Origin of the sequence: Streptomyces sp. NBC_00414 (assembly GCF_036038375.1) — a bacterium.
Lineage (GTDB): Bacteria > Actinomycetota > Actinomycetes > Streptomycetales > Streptomycetaceae > Streptomyces.
The window spans coordinates 1,115,923-1,136,392 of the sequence record NZ_CP107935.1; the positions used below are offsets into that span (position 1 = coordinate 1,115,923).

The following is a 20,470-nucleotide window of genomic DNA, read 5'->3' on the forward strand; positions in this document are numbered from 1 at the left end:
ATTACCGCCCGCTCCCCGGACCGACCGGCGAACCGGGAGATTCACGGTCGCGGTGTCAGGGCGCCCACGACCCACGGCATGTGTGCGCGGTGGGTGACGACCAGAACCGGTACGCCGTCGTCCTCGCACTCCAGGACCCGGGCCCCGCCCCGCAAGTCCGGCGGGGAGGGGTCCGACCAGTACGGGTGGCGGACGCGCAGCGGGGTCAGGGTGCGCGGCACCACGCGGCGGTGGGCCACGCCGCTGTGGCCCGCGGTCGTCGCCAGGTAGCCGTCGGCGGCCATCAGGTGGGTGCCGTGTTCGGCGTAGGGGACCTCGCCGAGGATCCGGCCCGGGAAGTGCTGCTCCTCCGTGGGCACGGAGGGTGTCACGTCGATGGTCTCGTCGCCGCGTCCGCGCCGCCGGAGGAACACGGCGGCCACCGCGCAGGCGCCCGCCACGACAGCGGTGGCCCGTCCGACCAGGAGGAGCGCCGCCCCCATGTCGTCGGTGGCCCACGGGGCGAATCCGCCGACGACGGTGAGGCCGACGCCCGCCACGAAGGGCAGGCCGATCTCCCACGGCCGCGCCCTCTTCGCCACCCGGGAGTGCAGCGTCATCCAGAACCAGCACCAGAGGAAGCCCGTGCCGTAGAGGCCGATGGCCAGGCCCGGGGCGGCCACGACCTTGTAGTCGTCCCGTGGGTCCGCGTGGGTGTACTTGCGCCCGCCGGCGAGGTCGACGTACCGGATCTGCCCCCGCCAGTAGGTGACCGCGACGTCCGCTCCGCGGGAGGCGACCGGACGCCGGGACGGATCGCCTCCGAGGGTGGCGCTGCCCTTGTCCCCGTCCGCCTCGACCACGTACAGCCGGTACGAGGGCGTCTTGCGGCCCTGTACGTGCTCGGTGCGGTCGACGCGGGCGCTCACGGTCCGCAGGCAGTCGCCGGACGCGGCGTCGTCGCCGGAGACTCCGTCGACAGAGACGTCGCCTTCCGAGGCGCAGCGGGACGCGTTCTTGAAGGCGTTCCCCTCGCCGATCGCTGCAGGCGTGCTGATGAGCAGCAGCCATGCCGCCGCCGACGCGCACACCGAGGCGACGGCCGCGGCGCCGATCCTCTGGCCACGGTTTCTCGGACGTGGCACTTCGGGCGCCACCGCACCCGGTCGTTCATCCGGTATCTCAGTCCGTGCGGGAGTCACCAGCGCATTCTGCTGCGGTGGCAGTCGAAAGAACATGGGCGAACTGGGCCCTGTGACGGGCTGGTTGTTGCCGGGATCCGGCATTTGGCCCGTGACGCGGGGGAACTTGAAAAACTAACAAACAAGACATACCCAACCTTCATGAATAAGTCTCCGCAAAACGGTCACCCGTACTTCGAGAACCGAGAACAACTTGTCTCTCGCAAAGGGGATGGTGGTATGTCTTCCACCGAATTTCTGACCGACGAGCTCACCGAGGTCCATGGCGTGGACGTCGAAGCGGCCCTCGACCCGGTCGAGGCCGACGGCTCGTACCGTGACAGCCGAGAGTGCGCGGCGCTCGCCCTGACGTCCGGGACGACAACGCTTCTGCTGTCGCCTCCGACTCCGCGGCCGAAGAAGGGCTGACGGGGGAGTCAGATGGAACAGTCAGGCACTTCGACCCGCTTGGCGGGTGCGGTGCAGGGCCTCACGTCGGAACTGGTCTCCGCTCTTCGGAGCGGGGGCCCGTTCCGGCTGGCCTGCAGCGTCACGGGGATCGACGAGCCCGAGGCCGCCGACTCCCTCGCCCTCGCCGCCGTACGGGTGGTGGGGGCCGACGCCACCCTGCCGAACGTCCTGCGCCGTACGCCTCCCGGGCCCGACGACCTCGCCCTGTTCAGCAGGGCCGTGCACGCCTACCCGCCTCCCCCGGACGCCTCGCCCACTTCGGCGTGGAGCCACTGGGCCATGAAACGAACACTTCTGCGACTGGACACCGGCCCGGGCGCGTCCCCCGACGGCACCCCAGGGGGCGATGGCACCCCGGGGGGCAACAGCGCGCCCGGACATGACGCGGAACCCCTGGCGGCCTGGCTCGACGGCGCCTCGTGGCAGTCGCTGACCCACCAACTCGCCGTACTCGCCCCCCTCGCCGTGCCCGGCGGGGACTGCGCGGTGACGCGCGCGGCCCGGAGCCGCCCTGTCGACGTCGCCCGGGGATTCGTCCGGGCGGTCCGTCGCCGCGACTGGCTCCAGGCGGCCGGGGCGGGCCGCTGGCTGGTCCTTCTCGACGGAGTGCCGGACACGCTCGGGCTGGAAGCCGGCCTCGCGTTCGTGGCACAGATGGGCTGCGACGATCCACGCGTGGCACTCCAGGTCGAGGCCGCGCGACTCATGCGCACCGAGGTGCGGGTGTGACGGCGCGCGATGTCCAGGGGGTCGCCGAAGCCGCGCTGACCTGGGTGTCCGCCCACCGCGGCGAGTTCGAGCTCGGCGACGACGCGCTCGCCGAGCACGCGAACGTGAACTTCACATGGAAGCCCCTCGGTGAGCTGGCCCAGGTGTGCGTCAGCATCCGCAGACACACCGACCCGGTCGGCCCGCTGCACGAGGCCGCTTCCGACCTGCTGGCCTTCGCCTGGCGGCAGACCGGGCAGGGCGCCCTCTTCCTCGAACTCCAGCGTCTCGAACCCTTCGCCACCTACCCGCTGGAGATCTACGCGGCGTTCGCGTCGGCCGGGCTGCGCCACGACGACTACGAGAGGGCCGTCGCGACGGTGGCCCGCACCCGCGGCTGGCGGATGACGGAGCAGGAACCCAACCGGCGCCTCAGCGTCCTCAACTCCGAACGCCGCAGCGGGATCCCGCAGCACGACGCCATGTCACGGGCACTGCCGCGCACCTGGCTGGGCGGCCTGCCGGAGCCATGGACGTTCGAACGCGCCGCCGGCTACACGCTCACCCATGTGGTCTTCCACCTCACCGACTGGGGCCTGACTCCCGGGGGCGTTCCCCCGGAGGTGGCCGGCTATCTCTCACAGTGGCTGCCGCCCTGGCTGGACACCTGCCTGGAGGACGAGCAGTGGGACCTGAGCTGCGAACTGCTGGCCGTGGCCGGCAGCCTGCCGGGCCCACCGGACATCCCCGTGCTGCGGGAGGCCTGGACGAAACTCGCCTCGGCGCAGGACACGTCAGGAGCCGTCCCGGAGACCGGCTCCGTACGGGACGGCCACCCGCCCGCGTACGACTTCGTCGGCTGCTACCACTCGACCCTGATGGCGGCCTTCGCCGCCGTGCTCACCGCCCACCGTCTGCGGACGGACAGCGACGACGGCGGAGTGCCGACGGAGAAGGTACGCGTCCTGGAGCACGCGGCGCGGTCCGGGCGCCCGACGCATCCGGGGCACGCGGTGCAACCGGGGCACGACGGGCAAGGAGTGTCGAGATGACCAGCACCCGCCTCATCCACACCGTCGGGACCGGCGCCCTGGAGTGGCTGCACGCCCACCGCGACGGGTTCCGTCTGGAGGAGGACGTCGACCCGGAAGTGGGCTTCCTGGAGCGCTTCAAACCGGTCGGCGAACTGGCCCTCATCTGCAAGGTGTTGTTCCGCGAAGGCGTGGCCGGCTCCCGACAGGCCCAGCTGGCACGGCAGTTGCTCGACCATGCCTGGCGCGACACGCTGGACGGCGGCCGGATGCTGGTCCGCGGCCAGCGCATCGAACCCCTCTCCCCCATCCCCTTCGAGGTCTATCTCCCGTTCAAGGAGCTGGGCCACAGCCACCCCGAGGCCGAACAGGCCTTCCGGCTCAACCAGGGTCTGGAGAGCTTCCACGCCTACGAGCTGCCGCCGACGCGCCGGCTCGGACTGTCCGCGTTCCAGCGCCGTTTCGGGCTGCCGGCCCGGCCGCCCGAGTCCGAGGTCGTCGGCAGGACCTGGCTCGGCCGCACCCCCGAACCCTGGACCGTCGAAGGGCACATCGCCTACGACATCACGCACACCGTCTTCCACCTCACCGACTGGGGAGAGAACCCCGACGGCATTCCGGCCCCCCTCGCCGACTACCTCGCCACCTGGCTGCCCGCCTGGATCGACGACTGGCTCGACCTGGAGCGCTGGGACCTGCTCGGCGAACTGCTCGTCGTCGACGCCTGTCTGCCGCACCCCACACTGGACGAGCGGGCCTGGCAGGCTTTCGCCGCCGCCCAGCAGAGCGACGGGGCGATGCCCGCCCTACGCACGATGCCCGAGGGCGACCCCGAGGAACTGTTCGACCTCGTCTACCACCCGACGCTGGTGGCCGCGTTCGCCTCCGTACTGGCCACATCCCGCGCCCTGACGCAGTTGGCGCACGCACCGGCATGACACGACGACCCGAACCCTGGCCGGGCATCCCCCTCGGCTCCACCGGCGCACCCCCGCCGAGTCACCCCTCGACGGGGTCGTACCCGGACGGCGAGCGGGTACGGGATCTGCTCGACGACGCCGTCGACGCCGTGGACGCACCCGACGTCGTCTTCGCCCTCTCCCGGGACGGTCACCGCACGGTGCGCTGCGGAGGCACCGGACCGCCCCCGCCCGTGCCCCGCGACCAGGTGCGCTACGAACTCGGCTCGGCCTCCAAGACGTTCACCGGGCTGCTCCTGGCCCAGCTGACGCAGTCGGGCGTCCTGTCCGCGGGCGAACCGGCCGCCACCTGTCTGGATCCGGCCCGGCCGGCAGGCCGGGACCCCGTCACCCTCGCGCACCTGATCACCCACACCTCCGGACTGCCCGCCCTGCCCGCCGACTTCTTCCTGCGGGCCCTGCCCACGTGGCACACCAACCCGTACGCCGGATATCCGGACCGGCGGGTGGTCGACGCCTTCCTGCGCCGTCGGCAGCACCGGCGGCCCGGCACCCGCTGGCACTACTCCAACTTCGGTGTCGCCGTGCTCGGTCACGCCCTGGCCGCGGCGACCGCGACACCCTGGGACGACCTGCTCGGCTGCCGGGTGCTGCGGCCTCTCGGGCTGAGCGGCACCGTACTTCGGCCCGGCGGCCCGGACACCGACGCCACCGGACACCGCGCCGACGGCACCACACCCACGCCCCCGCTGACCGTCGGCGGATTCCGGTCGGCCGGCGCCGTCCGGGCCACCCCGCCCGACCTGCTGACGTTCCTCGAAGCCCACCTGGATCCGGCGGGCCGGCAACTGGCCGACGCGCTGCGGGCGGTGCGCCGCCCGGTCCTGCGGCGCGGCCGGGGGCACCGGCATGTACACACGGTGTCCTGGTTCCAGCACCCCACCGGTCACGGCCCCATGTACTTCCACTCCGGCGCCACGCTCGGTCAGCAGGCCTTCCTGGGCTTCAGGCCCGACATCGGAACGGCACTGGCAGCCGTGTGCACCCGCCGCTTCCGGGCCCGCGACACCTTCGTGACGACGGCGTACGCGCTGCTGGCCGAGATGTGAGACACGGTGGAACCCAACAGGACCTCCGGGCGGGCACAGCGCAGCGGCGCGAGGTGCCGGGTCCGAGCACCGGCACCTCGCGCCGCTGAAACCGGGTGACCGTCAGACGCGCTGCCACAGCGCCGGCGTGAGGCGGGGCTGCCACGCTCCCTGCGCCTGATGCGTCTGCAGGCACTGGTACGAGACACCGTCGTACGTCACCCGGGTCCCGACCTCGTACACCTGGCCCGCGGTCCAGCCGGCCGTCTGGCCGTCCTCCGGGGCGGGGGTGCCGATCTGGCCCGTGGCGGTCTTGAGCGTCAGACCGTACGCGCTGAGCACCGGGTTGACGGGCTGGTGGAAGGTGATTCCGCCGGCCTTGCAGTCACCGGTGCCTCCGGAGGTGACCCCCTGGGCCTGGGTGCCGGAGATGTAGGAGCCACCGGAGTCACCCGGCTCGGCACACACCGTCGTACGCGTCACTCCGTTGATGTCGCCCTGGGCGTAGCTCACGGTGGTGCCGTGCTGTTCGATGGTTCCGCAGTGCCAGCCGGTGGTCGAGCCGGAGCGGCAGATCGCCGCGCCCACCAGTGCCTCCACCGAACCGGCGACCTGCACGTTCACGTCACCCTCGCCCTTGACGGTGGGCGTGGCGGTCCACTCGCTGTTGACGCTCACCCAGGACATGTCCTGGCCGGGGAAGACCGAGGCCTCGAACGTGCCTTGGGCGACCTTGTTGAAGCCGGCGGTCTTGGCACCCGCGTTCCCGCAGTGCCCGGCACTGGCGAACCCCTGCTGCTCCCCCTTCGTCACGGAGAACCCCACCGAGCAGCGGGCCTTGTCGTCGATGTAGTACGCGTCACCGCCCCGCACGTCGTACAGGGCGCGCGGCCGGTCCGGCGACACCTTGACGTCCACGAGCCGCCGGTCGATCCCGGCGGCCGCGATGAGCTTGTCGGCGGCGGCTCGGCTCGTCGCCTGCACCGTCACCCGGTTGGTCCGTACGTCGATGTAGCGGACCGGCGTGTCGAGGGCCCTGCCCACCGCGGCGGCGTCCAGCTTCGTCCGGGCGGTGTTCAGGTCCTTCAGCGCGTTCTTGACGACCTTGGCCTGTGCCCCGGCGGCCTCGATGGCGGCGACACCGGCGGCGTCGGTGGTCGCGACGGTCAGGCCGGCGGAGGTCGTGCCGTGCACCCAGGCGCCCGCGAAGTGCTTGCCCAGCACGTTCTGGAGCCGGCCCGCGCGCGTGCCCGCCTCCGCCTCGTTGACCAGCCGTGCCTTGGCCTGTGGGCCCGTCAGCCGCAGGTCGCGCTCCATCGCGCGCAGGACGGCCGCCGAGGGTTTGTCGGCGCCGAGCGTCTGCGCGGAGGAGGGCGCCGGCGCGGGGGGCTCGGCGGCCGCGGCCACGGGCAGCCCGGTGAGCACAAGTGCGCCGAGCACGGTCAGGGCGGTCCGGGCGGGTGCGCCGGCGTGTCTGTGGACCATCGGGTGACTCCTCGTTCTCGGGGTTCGGTGGCAGTGCGATACCAGCGGGGCGTCGGGAACCTAGGTTTTGCCGACATGGACTCGAAAAATGTCCACCCGTCCGCGGTTCGACGCTTCGGACGACATGAAGGACCCGCCCGGCGGAGTACCGCGCGCGGGTGCGCGCAGGAGGTGCGGAGGGCAGCCGCGGAGGCCGGGCGTCGTCAGACGGGCTTGAGGCCCGGGTCCCCCGCCTCGGTCACGAAGGACGCGGCGGTCGTGACCGGCGCGCCCGGCGTCGTCACCGCGGAGACCGTCCGGAAGTCGGCCCGCGCCTTCTGGCGGTCCAGCGCGACCCGCACATAGCCGCGCCGCCCGTTGTAGAACTTCAGGTGCGGGTTGGCCCTGAGGTAGGTGTCCCAGTTGCCGGGCTTCTCCGCGCCGTCCTTGCCGCTCGCGACCGAGGTCGCGACGATCTCCGTGCCCAGCGTTCTCGACGCCGGGTCGTCGAAGTCGTCCTTGATGTCGAAGGCGTAGCCGACGTGCACGTCCCCCGTCATCACCACCAGGTTGTCGACCCCCGCCGACTCCGCGCCGTCGAGGACCCGCCGGCGCGAGGCCCGGTAGCCGTCCCAGGCGTCCATGGACGTCCTCGCCTCGGCGCCGAGGTCGAACTTGCGCTGCGAGAAGCACACCTGTTGCGCCATGACGTTCCACAGGGGCTGCGAGGCACGCCAGCCGTCGAGGAGCCATCTCTCCTGCGCCGCCCCCGTGAGCGTGCGCGCCGGATCGTCCGTCTCGGGACCGGGTGCGTGCAGGGTGTCCCCGTACGCCTGGTCGGAGCGGTACTGGCGGGTGTCGAGGACGTCGAACTGGGCGAGGGTGCCCCACCTGAGCCGGCGGTAGAGCTGACTGTCCGGGCCGTTGGGCAGCTGCGCGTCGCGCAGGGGCTGGTTCTCCCAGTGCGCCCGGTAGGCCGCCGCGCGCCGCAGCAGGAAGTCCTGCGGCGGATCGTTGTTCTCGCTGATCGCGCCCGCGTAGTTGTTCTCGGTCTCGTGGTCGTCCCAGGTGACGACGAAGGGGTGCGTCGCGTGTGCCGCCCGCAGGTCCGGATCGCTCTTGTAGAGGGCGTAGCGCAGCCGGTAGTCGTCCAGGGTCCTGGTCTCACGGTTGAAGAGGTCGGGCAGTTTCCGGTCCGTGTAGTCGCGGGCGCCGCCCACCGAGTTCACCGCGTACTCGTAGAGGTAGTCGCCGAGGTGGAAGACCACGTCCACGTCGTCCTGGGCGAGATGGCGGTGCACCGTGAAGTACCCGTCGTGGTAGGCCTGGCAGGCCACGGCCGCGTAGGTGAGCTTCGAGGGAGCGGCCGTGACGGCCGGCGCCGTGCGGGTACGGCCGGTCTCGCTGATCCAGGTCCCGGTCCTGAACCGGTAGTAGTACACGCGGCCGGCTTCGAGGCCCTCCACGTCGATGTGCAGACTGTGGTTGTACTCGGGGAAGGCGATGGCGGTGCCCCTGCGGACGATCAGGGCGAAGCGCTCGTCGGTGGCCACCTCCCACTCCACGGCCACGTACTGCCCGGGCAGACCGCCACCAGGCTCGTACGGGGCGGGCGCGAGCCGGGTCCACAGCAGTACGGAACTGGGCAGCGGGTCTCCGGAGGCGACGCCGAGCATGAACGGATCAGTGGGGATCCTCGCCGCGTCGAGCTCCGTGGCGCCTGCCACTCCCCGGGCCGGCAGGTTGGTGGTGAAGGCGAGCGCGGCAGCCGCGGCGGTGACCGTGAAGAAACGACGGCGTCCGAAATGCCGTGCGGCGGCGCGCAGTTCGGGGTCGTGTCGTGACACGGTGTCCTGCGTCAGCGATCTGCGACGGCCTGCCGGGGCCATGGAGGCCTCCTCTCGCGGTTGACGGCACAACGGACCCACGAGCTGTGCGTGGCAGGGCCACAGGAAGTGGATCACTGCATGTTAAACAGATAAAGCTCACAAATACGGCAGGCGCGGGATGTGCGGGGCATCCGTGCCGCACGCTCGCGGAGCATCCCTGTCGCGCCCCGCGACCGGCGTCCGGCCACCGCCGTGGACGGGAGCGATGGCGGCCCGAAGGGGCCTGACCAGCCATCCGGACCTGCAACGTCCGTTTGCCGTGGACGACTTGACCGGTTGCACGTCACAGCCCGGGGTACGCGAAAGCACCGTACGACGTACGAGCACGGCAGAAGCAGCGCCGAGCGCGAGTGGACGTACGAGCACGAGCAGAAGGAGAGACGAGTCATGACACTGCGAGCCAGAGCACACAGAGCCCCTCGCTCGGCACCACAGCCGTCCGAGCTGGGCACCCTGGAGCGCGGCACCACGCAACGCGGGCAGTTGCGCGTCCGCCTCATGGACATCGCGTGGACCGCGCTGTGCACCGTCCTGGCCCTGTGGGCCGTATGGAGCATCTTCGGCGCCGCGAACGGCGCGACCGAGTGGGCCTACTGCGCCGTGGCCTGGATCCTCCTCGCCATCGCCCTGGCACTGCGCGTCGCGACCGTCCGCCGCCGGACACGGGTCTGACCCGGGAATCAGGGAGTGACAGACCGTGGAACGCATCAACACTTTCCTCAGCAAACACCTGTGGCTGCAGTTCGTGCTGTCGATCCTCTGCGCCAGCGCCTTGGTGGCTCTGCTGTTCCCGGGGCCCTCCATACTCTCCGTCGTGATCCGCACGGCCTTCATCTCGGTCGGCGGCATCGCCGTCGTGCTCGTCGCCCGGCGCAAGGAGAAGCGCGCCGCGGGCAGCACGGACAGCCTCATCGTGCTGGACCGGAAGCTGCGCAAGGGTGACGTCCCCGACGACCCGGCGGAACGCGACTCCATGCGCGAACTGGTCGGCCAACGCCTGCACCGCACACGTCACCGCGTGGCGGCCCTGGTCTTCCTCACGGTCCTCTTCTGCTCCGTCACCGTCCTGACGGCCGTGACCGGCGGGATGCGCCAGACCATCGGCTACTCGCTGCTCACCGTGGTCTTCATCAGCTGGAGCATCGCCAACAGCCGCGTCCAGCACCGCCGCCTGCGCACCATGGAAGCGGCTCTGAAGGGCGAGAGCCCGGCCCCGCAGCCACAGCGGTAGCGGTCGGGGCGGGGCGCGTCACCCGCTACTCCGAGGCCGGGTCCGAGACCTGGATCGGGCCCGGGGCCGCGGCCTCCAGGTCATCGACACTGCCGGACATGACGGTCCGGACATGCTCGCTGATGTGCTCGGCGGGCCAGTCCCACCAGGCGAGAGCCAGGAGGCGGGCGACGTCCTCGTCGGCGTACCGGCGGCGCAAAACCTTGGCCGGGTTGCCGCCGACGATGCCGTAGTCGGGCACGTCGTCGACCACGACGGCCCCGGAGGCGATGATCGCCCCGTGACCGATGCGGACCCCGGGCATCACCGTGGTCCGGTATCCGAACCAGACGTCGTTGCCGACCACGGTGTCACCCCTGCCGGGCAGACCGGTGATCAGATCGAAGTGCTCGGCCCAGTCGCCTCCCATGATCGGGAAGGGAAACGTCGAGGGGCCGTCCATCCGGTGGTTGGCACCGTTCATGATGAACCGCACCCCCTCGCCCAACGCGCAGAATCTACCGATCACCAGCTTCTCCGGCCCGTAGTGATACAGCACATTGCGGGTCTCGAAAGCGGTCGGATCATCCGGATCGTCGTAATAGGAGTACTCCCCCACCTCGATCAACGGCGAAGTGACCAGGGGGCGCAGCAGCACGACGCGGGGCTGCTCGGGCATCGGATGCAGCACGTTCGGGTCGGCGGGAACAGCCGGCATCACGGATCAACTCCTCATGGATGACGGGTCACATGATCGCAGCCGCCGACACCGCGAGGGCGGTTGCCCCGCTTTCTCCAAGTACGTGGTCCCGGCCGGGCCTTCGCCTCTATGCTTGAAGCCGCACCGGGGGACGGGGATTGAATGGTGGCACCTGAGGCGTCCCGGAACGCGGATCGGACGCAAGGCTCGACACGCGAAGAATTCGCACTGGAGCGCTACCGCTACATACTTCAGCAGATTCACGCGGTGAACGAGAATCTCCACCGTTTCCTGGCCATCTACCAGACGCTCGCGACCACATTGGTGACCGCCGTTCTCGCTCTTTTCGTGGGATACCGCGAATGGGGGGTGGATGCCGCGACAGCGCGGGGCGGAGTGGTCGGACTGCTCGTCCTCACCACCGTTGTCGCCGCATTCACCGCGACCTTGATCGTCGTCGGGGCCCTTTCATGGCTGGACTACCGCCATGAGGAGTGCGACCTCACGGACGAAATGGTCGCCCCGGACTTCCGCAAACGCCCGCGCACCCGCAACCTGTTGCGCTGGTACGAGACGTACGTCCTGGCATTCATCGTCGTCTCGGTACTGCTGATGTGGTTACTGGCCGTGCTCTTCCTGCTCCCTGCGATGAGGTGAAGCTTCCAGGTGCCGGAATTCGATTTCACCGCGACACCTCTTTGGCGGAAGACCCTGGCCGTACGACCGCGCGGGGACGATCACCGGGTTCAGCGCGAGCGTCTGCGTGCCTCCTATCTGGCCCTGCGTGAGAACGCGGCCCCGCTGCTGACGGAGAACGCCCGCAGCATGCCCGATTTCACGGTCCACGACATCACGCATGTCGACGCGCTGTGGGAGACGGCCGACATCATCTGCGGTGAACAGGTCACGCTGACACCGGCCGAGGCATACGTACTGGGGTGTGCCTTCGTTCTGCACGATGCGGCCATGGGGGCGGCGGCCTACTCCGTGAGCCTCCCCGACGCGCTGGGCGCACAGCGGTGGCGCGACCTCGTGTCGATCACCCACTTCCGCAAGAAAGGCTGCTGGCCGGACCCCGCGGAACTGGACACACCCCCGGCGGAGATCGCCGAGGAGTGCCGGGCGATCGCCATCCGGGAGGCTCACGCGGAACAGGCCCGACGACTGGTGGACCAGCCGTGGCGATCCAGCGCGGGCAACGAGATCCACCTCATCCAGGATCTGCAACTGCGCGAGTCGTACGGCCCGCTCATCGGCGACCTGGCGGCGAGCCACTGGTGGTCGGTCGACGCACTCGGCTCACAGTTCCGGCAGGCGAAGGGCTCGCTGACCTGGCAGCCGGTGGAATGGCTCATCGAGCCGCTCAAGCTGGCCTGCGTCCTGCGGCTCGCCGACGCCACCCAGATCGACAGCCGGCGCGCACCCACGTTCCTGTTCTCGCTCCGCAGGCCCGAGGGCCTCTCGCACGACCACTGGCGGTTCCAGGAACACGTCAGCCGCCCGCATCTGCAGGGCGACCGGGTCACGTACACCTCACTGCGGCCTTTCGCCCCGCAGGCCGCGCCCGCGTGGTGGCTGGCTCTGGACTATCTGCGCCAGGTGGACGACGAGTTGAAGAAGGTCGACGCCCTTCTCCACGATCTCGGGCGCGGACGGCTGGCCGCCCGCGCGGTGGCCGGGGTGGACTCCCCCGAGCGTTTCGCCGAGCTCTTCCCGGTGACCGACTGGCGGCCCGTCGACGCCGCCGTGAAGATCTCCAACGTGCCCTCCCTCGTCGAGACCCTCGGCGGTGAACAGCTCTACGGCAAAGAACCCGAGGTAGCCGTCCGTGAGTTGATCCAGAACGCCCAGGACGCCGTGCTCGCCCGCCAGGTGATCGACCCCGACTTCGCGGGTGCCCAGGTCGAGGTGCGCCTGACGCGGACACAGGGAGCCTGGTATCTGGAAGTACGCGACAACGGCATCGGCATGGACGAGGAAACCCTCGTCCACGGCCTGCTGGACTTCGGCACCAGCGGCTGGAGTTCCCCCCGGGTCCGTAACCGGCTGCCCGGACTCGCCAGCGGCGGATTCAAGCCGAGAGGCCGGTTCGGTATCGGCTTCTTCTCCGTCTTCATGCTCGGCCACGAGATCGAGCTGACCACCCGGCGCTTCGACGGCTCGACGGCGGACGCCCGCCGGCTCACCTTCGACGGATCAGCGCGGCGCCCCTTGCTCGCGGCGCTGCCGGCCTCCGTCCGGACGGCCCCTGGCACCCTGATACGCATCCGGCTCAAGGAGGATCCGTACAGCACCGAGGGCATCCTCCTGCCCACTGCCGACGACCACCTTATCCAGCTCGTGCGTCGGCTCGTCTTGGAGAACACGGTACCCATCCGCGTCTGGGAACCTGGAGCGACCACTGCAGACACAGTCGAGCCCTTCGCCCTGACCACTGGGTCGCCCGAAGCGGTTTTCGACCGCCTCTACCCCTCTCTACTCAACAGTTGGCAGGCTAATCAGGAGAAGCAACGCCTGCGACTGAGAGAAGCCTTCGTCGAACGCGCCACAGAACTTTTCGACGACGACCAGCAGCGCATCGGCCTGGCCGCTCTGGGATCCGACCTTCTTTACTGGAGCCAGCTGACTTACCGGGGCATCATCACCGTCAGCGGTTTCCTCGCCGACGAAGCAATGGGCTTCGCCGGGTACCTCGTCGGTCGGCCCGACCGCGCTTCGCGAGACCAGGCCAAGCCCGTCGCCGATCAGGAACAACTGCGCCGCTGGATACGCGAACAGGAACAGCGGCTGCGCAGCACAGGCAACTACACGGACTCGCTTCAGCTGGAACTCGCCTTCACCCAGTACCGGGCCCTCCACAGCCTTCCGGAGGACGCCGCCTTCGCCATGACCGCCGAAGGGCTTGTGCGGCCCGGCGACATCAGCCGGTGGGCCGCGCAACGGACCGAAGTATTCCTCGCCGAGGGGGGCCTGCCGCTAGGTTGGAGATCCCGCCCGCCGGGAACCTTCCACTATCTGTCCGGACGCGAGATATGTCTGGCCGAGAACTGCATCCTGATCTGCAGTCGTAGCCTGGACCCCAAACTCACCGATCTCTTCCCCGCAGCGTCATGTCGCGACAGCGCCTACGAGTTCGCTCGCCACGACACATCGCTCAGCTGGCAGAAGTTCTGGTGGCGCGTTTCCGGCAGGCCCCACGGGTACTTCCTCAACACCCTCTGCTCAGCCTGGTCCTGCACCATCGGGGACCTTCTCGCCCCCGTCGAACAACGAGGCTGGTCGGATGTCGCCTACTTGGAGGACGAGACCGTAGGACCCATCTGGGGCTACCACCTGCGCCGCCCGCACCCGGCAAGCCCGCCTTCGCCGCCGAACTCCTGAAACCCGGCCGCGTCCCGCCAAGCCCCGCCCTGCCCTGCCCTGCCCTCAGGACTCCCCCGGTGGCGGCTCGCGGCCCGTGTCCAGCGCTTGGAGCAGTTCGGTGGCCGCCTGGCGCAGGCGTGGGGAGGCGTCGGTGGTGAGGGCGGTGAGCCGGTCGTGGACCGCCCTGTCCAGCGAGGGCGACGCCCCGTTCGCCACCCAGCGGGTGAAGCCTTGAACCGCCTGGTAGCGGACTCCCTCGTCATCGTCGTCGAGGCCTCGCTCGAAGCGCCGTACGTCCTGCCGAGCGGTCGCGTCGTCCGCGTCCAGGAGCCACAGTGCGGCGGCCCGGATCTCTCCTGAGGGAGCCCCGTCCGCCAGGCGGCGGACGGCCGGGAGTGCCTCGTCGAGGCCGTCGAGCGCATTGCTCGTACGCCAGATCGCGTCCCTGCCGGATGCGAGACGGGCGGTGAGCGCGTCCGCGACGGGACGGCGTTCCCACCAGCGCAGGCCGTCGTGGACGAGTTCGCCCAGGCCGTCGACCGCGCCCGCCCGCACCTCGGCCTCGGGATCGTCGAGAAGCGGGAGCAGCAACCAGACCGTGTCCCATCTGCCCGCCTTGCCGACGGCCGCCGCGGCGGCTGCCCGGGTACTGCCCGGCATCGTCTCGTCCGCGAGGGCCTTGCGGAGGTGTTCCGCGGCCGTACCGGTGCCGATGTGTCCCAGCGCGGTCGCGGCCCACCGCCCGGCCCCGGGGTCGGTGAGCCAGCGCACCGCGGGGTCGGTCACGCGCCGCTCGCCCCGCCACCCGAGTCCGCTCAGCAGTGTCCCCGCCACCTCCGGGTCCCGCTCCGTCCGCAGTGCCTCGACCAGGGCGTCCCGCACCGAGAGCCGTTCCAGGCCCAACAGCCGCCGGGCCACCGCGTACCGCACCTCGGGGGACGGATCGCGCAGTCCGGTGAGCAGCGAATCGAGCAGCCGCTCGGTGCACTGTTTCGGCAGCATCTCCAGGGCCTCGGCTCGGGCGGCGCCCTCGCCCTCGCGAGCCGTACGGATCACCTCCGCCCGGACGGCCGGGTCGTCGCGGAACCGGTACAGCAGCATCCGGGCGCGTCCCCACACCGCGCCCTCCGGATCGCCGAGCAGCCGTGCCAGCGCCGGGACATCGCCTGTCACGCCCAGCGCGTACAGGCCGACCAGGGCGTTGATGCGCAGGTGGTGGTCGGGGTCGCCGAGCAGGACCGCGTATGCCCGCGTGACGGTCGGGCCCTGCAGCCCGAGTCTGATCGCGGCGACCGAGGCCCGGCGCCGCACCCATGGATCCGCGTCACGCATCAGGCCCGGCAGCACCGTGCCGGCCGCTTCCGGGACTCCGAGCCTGCCCAGTCCGAGAGCCGCCGCCGCGCGGACCGCCGGAACGGGGTCGCCGGCTGCCTCGACGAGGACTCCGGCGTGTTCGGGCCGCCCGATCCTGCCGAGGCCTTTCGCCGCCGCCGCGCGCCGCTCCGGATCCGCGTTCGGATCTGTCTTCGGGTCCGGGTCCGGGTCCGGATCCGCCTTCGGGTTTGGGTCCGGACCCGGATCGCGGTCCCGGTCCTCTCCCTGTCGCGCCAACGCCCGTAGGAAATACGCGATTTGCTGATCCGCCCCCATGGCACAGCACCCCCTGCAAGGAAGACTCACGAGATGCTGCGGGGTTGCGCTTCCTCCGCCCGGACCGGTTGCCCTCCGCCCGGCCCGGTTGCCCCCCGCCCGACTCAGCGCGCTGCGCGGGACTCGGTGCCCCGCGCCGGGCTCAGTGTCCGCGGAACGCCTCTTCGAGCCACCAGGACCCCCGGTCCCGGGTCACCTTCGCGTCGACGAGGAGAGGCACGGACCGGGGGCCGCCGACCCAGTCCTCGACGGCCTTGAGATCCGTCCGCGTGCGTACGGTCACCGCCTCGAAGCCGTAGCCCCGGGCCACCGCGGCGATGTCCGTCGGCGGGAACTCGACCGTGTCGAGGGGATGTCCGTCCGGTCCGAAGTGGTGCACCTCCGCCCCGTAGGCGTCGTCGTTGTACACGACCACGACCATCGGCAGTCCGAGCCGGCGCACCGTGTCGAGTTCCGCGGCGCCCATCATGGCTCCGCCGTCGCCGAGGGCCGCCACCGCGAGCCGGTCCGGCCGCGCCAGTGCCGCGCCGATCGCGGTCGCGAGGCCCAGGCCGATCGCCTGGAACGCCTGCGTGAAGCACATGCCGTTCTCGTCCGGCACCGACAGGTACATGCTCGGGTAGCCCATGAAGTTGCCGGAGTCCACGCCGATCACGCGCTCCGCGGGGAGGATGTCGTCGAGCGCGATGGTGAGCGTTCGCGGGTCGATCCGCTCACGACCGCTCGTGTCCTCGTACGGCACGTCCCGCAGGCGTACGCGCGCGGCGACGGCCCCGGCGACGTCGGCGGTCCGGTAGCCCTCCCGCGCCCCACCGCCGCTCGCCTCCAGGGCGCGGCGCGCGGTGAGTTCCACGTCGCCGGTGACCCCGAGCCATACCTCCCGGTGTGCGCCGAGCGCCGACGCGTCGTCGTCGACCTGCACCACGGTCGTGTCGGCGCCGATCAGCCGGCCGTGCCGCATCGTCCACATGTTCAGGGCGCAGCCCCAGCCCACGATCGTGTCCGCGGCCTCGATCAGTTCGGCCGTCAGGGGTGACGAGAAGCCTCCGGACACGTCGAGCGACCACGGGTTGCCGTGGAAGAGGCCGCGTGCCACGGCCGATGTCGCCAGCAGGGCTCCGTGGCGCTCGGCGAGCGCTTCGAGGGCGGCCCGTCCGCCCGGTGAGCGTGCGCCGCGGCCGGCCACGAAGAGCGGTCGCCGTGCCTGTCCGAGCACCCGCGCCAACGCCGTCACGTCGTCCGGCGACGGCTCGACCGGCGTCCGTTCCCGCGGTGGCGCCGCCTGTGCCAGGGCGCCCTCGGGCACGTCCAGGTCCTGCGTCCGCAAGGGGACGTTGAGCAGCACGGTCCGCCGCTCGTGCAGGGCCCGTTCGACCGCCGCGCAGGCCTGCTGCACCGCGTGCTCGCCCGACGTGATCCGCAGCGGGATCGCGCCCACCGCCCGGGCCAGCGCCTCCTGGTCGATGTGGAAGTTGGACCGCGGCTCGGTCACCTCGGCGGCCAGGACCAGCAGCGGGCTGCGGCTCTTGGCCGCCTCGGCGATTCCCGTCATGGCGTTCGTCAGGCCCGGTCCCTGATGGACGCTCAGCGCGGCCACGGTGCCGCTGACGCGGGCGTACGCGTCGGCCATCGTCGCCGCGCCGCCTTCGTGGCGGGCGGCGACGAAACGCGCTCCGGCCGCGACCATGGCGTTGGTCAGATGGAAGTTGCCCGAGCCGACGACGCCGAAGACCTGTCCGACCCCGGCCGCGTACAGCGCCCGTCCGACGGCCTCCGCGACCTTCATGAGCGCTCCACCAGTGCGAGCACCCGGGCGGGTGACCCGGAGCCCGAGACGATGGGGAGGGGTCCGGCGACGACGACGGAGCCGGTCGCGGGCAGTGCCGCCAGGTTCCGCAGCTGGGTCAGCCCGTACTTGTCACTGCCCATCAGGTACGAGTGGCACGGGAAGGCCGGTTCGAACGCGTGGCCGCGTCCGGCGTCGGTGCCGACCGTCTCGACGCCGAGGCCGATCACCGGTGACTCCTCGGCCACCCAGCGGGCGCACTCCGCCGACAGTCCGGGGGTGTGCGGGCCGTTCTCGTCCGCGTTCAGGAACGTCTCCTGCGAGTGCGAGCGGGCGTCCCACCCTGTCCGCAGCAACAGCCAGCCGCCGTCGGGCAGCGGTCCGTTCGCGGCTTCCCACGCCCGTACGTGTTCCACCTCGACGAGGAAGTCCGGGTCCTTCGCCGCCTCGGCGGTGAAGTCCAGCACCGCGGCCGGCGCGATCAGCCGCCCCGCGGGTACGGAGGCCACGTCCGCGAGGTCCTTGCCGGTCACCCAGTGGTTCGGGGCGTCGAAATGGGTACCGGTGTGCTCACCGGTACGGAAGTTGTTCCAGTACCAGGCCGGACCGCGGTCGTCGTACCTGCTGATCTCCTCCAGGGCGAACACCTGCGTCTGGCCGAACTCGGGCGGCAGTTGGAGCACCGGGGTCGACGACGACAAGGGCGACGTGAGGTCGACGACTTCGATGGATCCCCCTCGCAACCCGGCCACCAGCGCGGCGAGAACGGACGGCTCGGACATGCGGCCTCCTCGTACGACGGAAGAACTGACAGCATGGCAGCCGGTGACGACGGCCGCTCCGGTCCGACGAGTGGAAGACGGGTGGAGGCAGAGTGCGCGCGATGCCCAGGAGCACGAGGACGACGGCGGCCGTGTTCGCGGCCACCGTACTGATCCTGCTGGCGGGTTGTTCGACCGACGACGACGGGGACACGGCGAGCTCGCCGCCCCCTTCGCCGGCCACCACGCCATCCCCATCCCCCTCCGCCTCCACCTCCCCGTCGAGCGAACTCCCCACGCCCACCCCGCCCCCTCCCGCCACGGACGCGGCTTCCGCTTCGGCCTCCACGAGCCCGTCTCCGGTGCCCACCGCCGGACGGGATCGGAAGCTGGTGACCATGACCGTCAGCGGGGGCTTCGCGGGCGTTCAGCAGGAGGTGATCCTGCGCGGCGACGGCACCGTCCGCACCAGCGACAAGGGCCAGGCCGAGGTACGCCGTACCAGCGCGGCCCAGTTCACACGGTTGCGTACGCTGCTCGGGGACCCGGCACTGGACGACGTCCCCGGGTCCACCGTGGACAAGGGCGCGGCCGACATGTTCCAGTACACGCTCCGGTTCGACGGCCGCACGGTCGTCACCGACCGCTCAGCCGAGCACCCTCCACTCGACCACCTCATCGCCGCCCTCGAGAAGTGGCTACCGAGGTGACGGCAAGCGGATACGGAGTGTGCCTGCTCTCCTCCTTGAGCCTGCTCTCCTCGTGCCCGCTCTCCTCCTTGACCCTGCGGAAGGAATCCGTCCTCGCCGCTTAGCGAACGGCCGGAGGTCTCTCACGGCAGCCGTACGTACGGCTGTCTCTCACGGCGCCGTACATACGGCTGCCCGTCCGCGCCCAGGGTTGTACGCCGGGTGACAGCCGCGCGGATCGGTGGCCTCCAGCGCACGCCCCCCGCGCCCGCAAACGTGTTCGATGACACCCCCGTGATGACCTCCGACAAGTGAGGTCGGAGAAACCCGGGGCAGAAGGAACGAATTCCGATGGGAGGTTGACGTGGATGGTGGAGATTTGGAACTGGGCGAGCTGCTGGGCTCTGCGGAGGCCGCGCCGCCCGGGGAGTCGGTCGACGTGGTTGCCCGAAACCTGCAGAAGCGGTTCGGTGCGGAGCGCGTGTCCTTCCTGTTCGTCGACCTCATCGGTCACCGGCTCGTACGGCTGGCCGCGGCCGTCGAGGAGGATGCCACGGAGCAGAACGAGCCGATCGAGCCGATCGACCTGCAAGGCAGCGTCTACGGCAGGGTGCTGCAGAGCCAGCGCCAGCACGCGGAGACGGACGGGCAGGGAAGTCGGCGCATCATCACGCCCGTCTCCAACCGCGGGGACTGCATCGGCGTACTCGAAATGACCCTGCAGTACGCCGACGACACCGTGCTGAGACAGGTCCGGGAGGCGGCCCACGCGCTGGCCTACATCATCGTCACGGACCGCCGCTTCACCGACCTGTATCACCTGCGCCGGCGTACCACCACGGCCAGCCTGGCCGCGGAGATCCAGCATCAGCTGCTTCCCACGGCGTCCAGTTGCGAGGCGTCCCAGTTCGCCCTCGCCGCGGGGCTGGTCCCGGCCGACGACATCGGTGGCGACACGTACGACTACACGCTGGATCGCGACACCCTGCATCTGTCGATCACCGACGCCATGGGCCACGACACCGAATCCGCGCTGCTGGCCACCCTGCTGATCGGTGCGCTGCGCGGGGCCCGCCGCAGTGGCTGCGACCCGGTAAGACAGGCCCAGCAGGCCCACCAGGCCCTGCTGCAGCACAGCCGGGGCCTGGCCACCGGGCAACTGCTGTGCATCGAACTCGAATCAGGTGTCTGCCGACTGGTCAACGCCGGTCATCCCTGGCCGCTGCGTCTGCGCGACGGCACGGTCGAAGAGCTCCGGCTCGCCGTGAACATGCCGTTCGGTGTACCGGGTCCGATCCCGTACCGCGAGCAGGAACTGCGTCTGCGGGCCGGTGACAGGCTGATACTGCTCACCGACGGTATGCAGGACCGCGCTGCCGCCGCCGTCGATCTGGCCGGGCTCGTGCACGACACCCGCGCCCTGCATCCCAGGGAGGCCGTCCGGACGCTGACGGCCGCGGTGGCGGAGGCCTGCCAGGGCAACCTCAGCGACGACGCCACGGTCCTGATCCTGGACTGGCACGGCAATCGCCGTCCGCCCGGAGACACCGACCCGGCGCGGTGACGGCACACGCCCCCCG

General features: G+C 70.8%; 18 protein-coding genes. 11 read left to right on the forward strand and 7 right to left on the reverse strand.

The genetic code is table 11. The features are described from left to right. Positions 1-41: 41 nt before the first annotated feature. Positions 42-1,124 carry a hypothetical protein gene (locus OHS59_RS04885; protein ID WP_328492152.1) on the reverse strand — a complete coding sequence of 361 codons (1,083 nt, stop codon included), beginning with the start codon at positions 1,122-1,124 and terminating at the stop codon, positions 42-44. 276 nt (positions 1,125-1,400) lie between these two features. Here OHS59_RS04885 and OHS59_RS04890 point away from each other — a divergent pair, with 276 nt between their 5' ends. Genes OHS59_RS04890 through OHS59_RS04910 form a run of 5 tightly spaced genes read left to right on the forward strand, consistent with a single transcriptional unit; the run spans position 1,401 to position 5,399 of the window. Beyond that, positions 1,401-1,589: a hypothetical protein gene (locus OHS59_RS04890; RefSeq protein WP_328492153.1), complete on the forward strand. Its 189-nt coding sequence runs from the start codon at positions 1,401-1,403 to the stop codon at positions 1,587-1,589. Between the two features lie 12 nt (positions 1,590-1,601). Beyond that, positions 1,602-2,360 (forward strand): hypothetical protein, encoded by a 759-nt coding sequence (locus OHS59_RS04895; RefSeq protein ID WP_328492154.1) that lies wholly within the window; start codon positions 1,602-1,604, stop codon positions 2,358-2,360. Further along, complete coding sequence (locus OHS59_RS04900; RefSeq protein WP_328492155.1) at positions 2,357-3,391, forward strand: DUF6895 family protein; 1,035 nt, start codon at positions 2,357-2,359, stop codon at positions 3,389-3,391. The genes OHS59_RS04895 and OHS59_RS04900 overlap by 4 nt, the downstream gene beginning before the upstream one ends. Further along, positions 3,388-4,308, forward strand: coding sequence for a DUF6895 family protein (locus OHS59_RS04905; protein WP_328492156.1), 921 nt, complete (start codon positions 3,388-3,390; stop codon positions 4,306-4,308). The genes OHS59_RS04900 and OHS59_RS04905 overlap by 4 nt, the downstream gene beginning before the upstream one ends. Then, positions 4,305-5,399, forward strand: a complete 1,095-nt coding sequence (locus OHS59_RS04910; RefSeq protein WP_328492157.1) for a serine hydrolase domain-containing protein — start codon at positions 4,305-4,307, stop codon at positions 5,397-5,399. Before OHS59_RS04905 ends, OHS59_RS04910 begins: the two co-directional genes overlap by 4 nt. 102 nt (positions 5,400-5,501) lie before the next feature. Here the strand turns inward: OHS59_RS04910 and OHS59_RS04915 are convergent, their stop codons facing one another. Next, positions 5,502-6,863 carry a carbohydrate-binding protein gene (locus OHS59_RS04915; RefSeq protein WP_328492158.1) on the reverse strand — a complete coding sequence of 454 codons (1,362 nt, stop codon included), beginning with the start codon at positions 6,861-6,863 and terminating at the stop codon, positions 5,502-5,504. Between the two features lie 203 nt (positions 6,864-7,066). Then, the gene (locus tag OHS59_RS04920) at positions 7,067-8,731 is read right to left on the reverse strand and encodes an alkaline phosphatase D family protein (protein ID WP_328492159.1); all 1,665 of its coding nucleotides are present in this window, start codon (positions 8,729-8,731) and stop codon (positions 7,067-7,069) included. 387 nt (positions 8,732-9,118) lie between these two features. Here OHS59_RS04920 and OHS59_RS04925 point away from each other — a divergent pair, with 387 nt between their 5' ends. Continuing rightward, the gene (locus OHS59_RS04925) at positions 9,119-9,403 is read left to right on the forward strand and encodes a hypothetical protein (protein ID WP_328492160.1); all 285 of its coding nucleotides are present in this window, start codon (positions 9,119-9,121) and stop codon (positions 9,401-9,403) included. Between the two features lie 25 nt (positions 9,404-9,428). Next, on the forward strand, positions 9,429-9,962 hold the full coding sequence (locus OHS59_RS04930) for a hypothetical protein (protein ID WP_328492161.1): 534 nt from the start codon (positions 9,429-9,431) through the stop codon (positions 9,960-9,962). A 25-nt stretch (positions 9,963-9,987) separates the two neighbouring features. On the opposite strand, the gene OHS59_RS04935 is transcribed toward OHS59_RS04930, so the two are convergent. After that, a complete protein-coding gene (locus OHS59_RS04935; protein WP_328492162.1) occupies positions 9,988-10,659 on the reverse strand; it encodes a CatB-related O-acetyltransferase in 672 nt (223 codons plus the stop codon). A 249-nt stretch (positions 10,660-10,908) separates the two neighbouring features. Between OHS59_RS04935 and OHS59_RS04940 the strand changes: the two genes are divergently transcribed. Both OHS59_RS04940 and OHS59_RS04945 read left to right on the forward strand, forming a co-directional pair. After that, positions 10,909-11,298 carry a hypothetical protein gene (locus tag OHS59_RS04940; RefSeq protein ID WP_328492163.1) on the forward strand — a complete coding sequence of 130 codons (390 nt, stop codon included), beginning with the start codon at positions 10,909-10,911 and terminating at the stop codon, positions 11,296-11,298. A gap of 9 nt (positions 11,299-11,307) precedes the next feature. Next, positions 11,308-14,022: an HD domain-containing protein gene (locus OHS59_RS04945; RefSeq protein ID WP_328492164.1), complete on the forward strand. Its 2,715-nt coding sequence runs from the start codon at positions 11,308-11,310 to the stop codon at positions 14,020-14,022. Between the two features lie 45 nt (positions 14,023-14,067). Here the strand turns inward: OHS59_RS04945 and OHS59_RS04950 are convergent, their stop codons facing one another. From OHS59_RS04950 to OHS59_RS04960, 3 genes are all read right to left on the reverse strand, one after another. Next, positions 14,068-15,615 (reverse strand): HEAT repeat domain-containing protein, encoded by a 1,548-nt coding sequence (locus OHS59_RS04950; protein ID WP_328492165.1) that lies wholly within the window; start codon positions 15,613-15,615, stop codon positions 14,068-14,070. Positions 15,616-15,796: 181 nt separating this feature from the next. After that, the gene (locus OHS59_RS04955) at positions 15,797-17,440 is read right to left on the reverse strand and encodes a thiamine pyrophosphate-binding protein (RefSeq protein ID WP_328492166.1); all 1,644 of its coding nucleotides are present in this window, start codon (positions 17,438-17,440) and stop codon (positions 15,797-15,799) included. Next, a complete protein-coding gene (locus OHS59_RS04960) occupies positions 17,437-18,222 on the reverse strand; it encodes a cyclase family protein (protein WP_328492167.1) in 786 nt (261 codons plus the stop codon). The genes OHS59_RS04955 and OHS59_RS04960 overlap by 4 nt, the downstream gene beginning before the upstream one ends. Before the next feature lie 101 nt (positions 18,223-18,323). On the opposite strand from OHS59_RS04960, the gene OHS59_RS04965 reads away from it, so the two are divergent. Next, on the forward strand, positions 18,324-18,911 hold the full coding sequence (locus OHS59_RS04965; RefSeq protein WP_328492168.1) for a hypothetical protein: 588 nt from the start codon (positions 18,324-18,326) through the stop codon (positions 18,909-18,911). A gap of 343 nt (positions 18,912-19,254) precedes the next feature. Beyond that, on the forward strand, positions 19,255-20,454 hold the full coding sequence (locus tag OHS59_RS04970) for a PP2C family protein-serine/threonine phosphatase (RefSeq protein ID WP_328492169.1): 1,200 nt from the start codon (positions 19,255-19,257) through the stop codon (positions 20,452-20,454). The last annotated feature ends 16 nt before the right edge of the window (positions 20,455-20,470 follow it).

Bases quoted from the DNA above. Each gene is read 5' to 3' on its own strand.
- OHS59_RS04890 (WP_328492153.1), top strand. From the start codon at position 1,401: ATGTCTTCCACCGAATTTCTGACCGACGAGCTCACCGAGGTCCATGGC.
- OHS59_RS04895 (WP_328492154.1), top strand. From the start codon at position 1,602: ATGGAACAGTCAGGCACTTCGACCCGCTTGGCGGGTGCGGTGCAGGGC.
- OHS59_RS04905 (WP_328492156.1), top strand. From the start codon at position 3,388: ATGACCAGCACCCGCCTCATCCACACCGTCGGGACCGGCGCCCTGGAG.
- OHS59_RS04910 (WP_328492157.1), top strand. From the start codon at position 4,305: ATGACACGACGACCCGAACCCTGGCCGGGCATCCCCCTCGGCTCCACC.
- OHS59_RS04915 (WP_328492158.1), bottom strand. From the start codon at position 6,863: ATGGTCCACAGACACGCCGGCGCACCCGCCCGGACCGCCCTGACCGTG.
- OHS59_RS04920 (WP_328492159.1), bottom strand. From the start codon at position 8,731: ATGGCCCCGGCAGGCCGTCGCAGATCGCTGACGCAGGACACCGTGTCA.
- OHS59_RS04925 (WP_328492160.1), top strand. From the start codon at position 9,119: ATGACACTGCGAGCCAGAGCACACAGAGCCCCTCGCTCGGCACCACAG.
- OHS59_RS04935 (WP_328492162.1), bottom strand. From the start codon at position 10,659: ATGCCGGCTGTTCCCGCCGACCCGAACGTGCTGCATCCGATGCCCGAG.
- OHS59_RS04955 (WP_328492166.1), bottom strand. From the start codon at position 17,440: ATGAAGGTCGCGGAGGCCGTCGGACGGGCGCTGTACGCGGCCGGGGTC.
- OHS59_RS04960 (WP_328492167.1), bottom strand. From the start codon at position 18,222: ATGTCCGAGCCGTCCGTTCTCGCCGCGCTGGTGGCCGGGTTGCGAGGG.
- OHS59_RS04965 (WP_328492168.1), top strand. From the start codon at position 18,324: ATGCCCAGGAGCACGAGGACGACGGCGGCCGTGTTCGCGGCCACCGTA.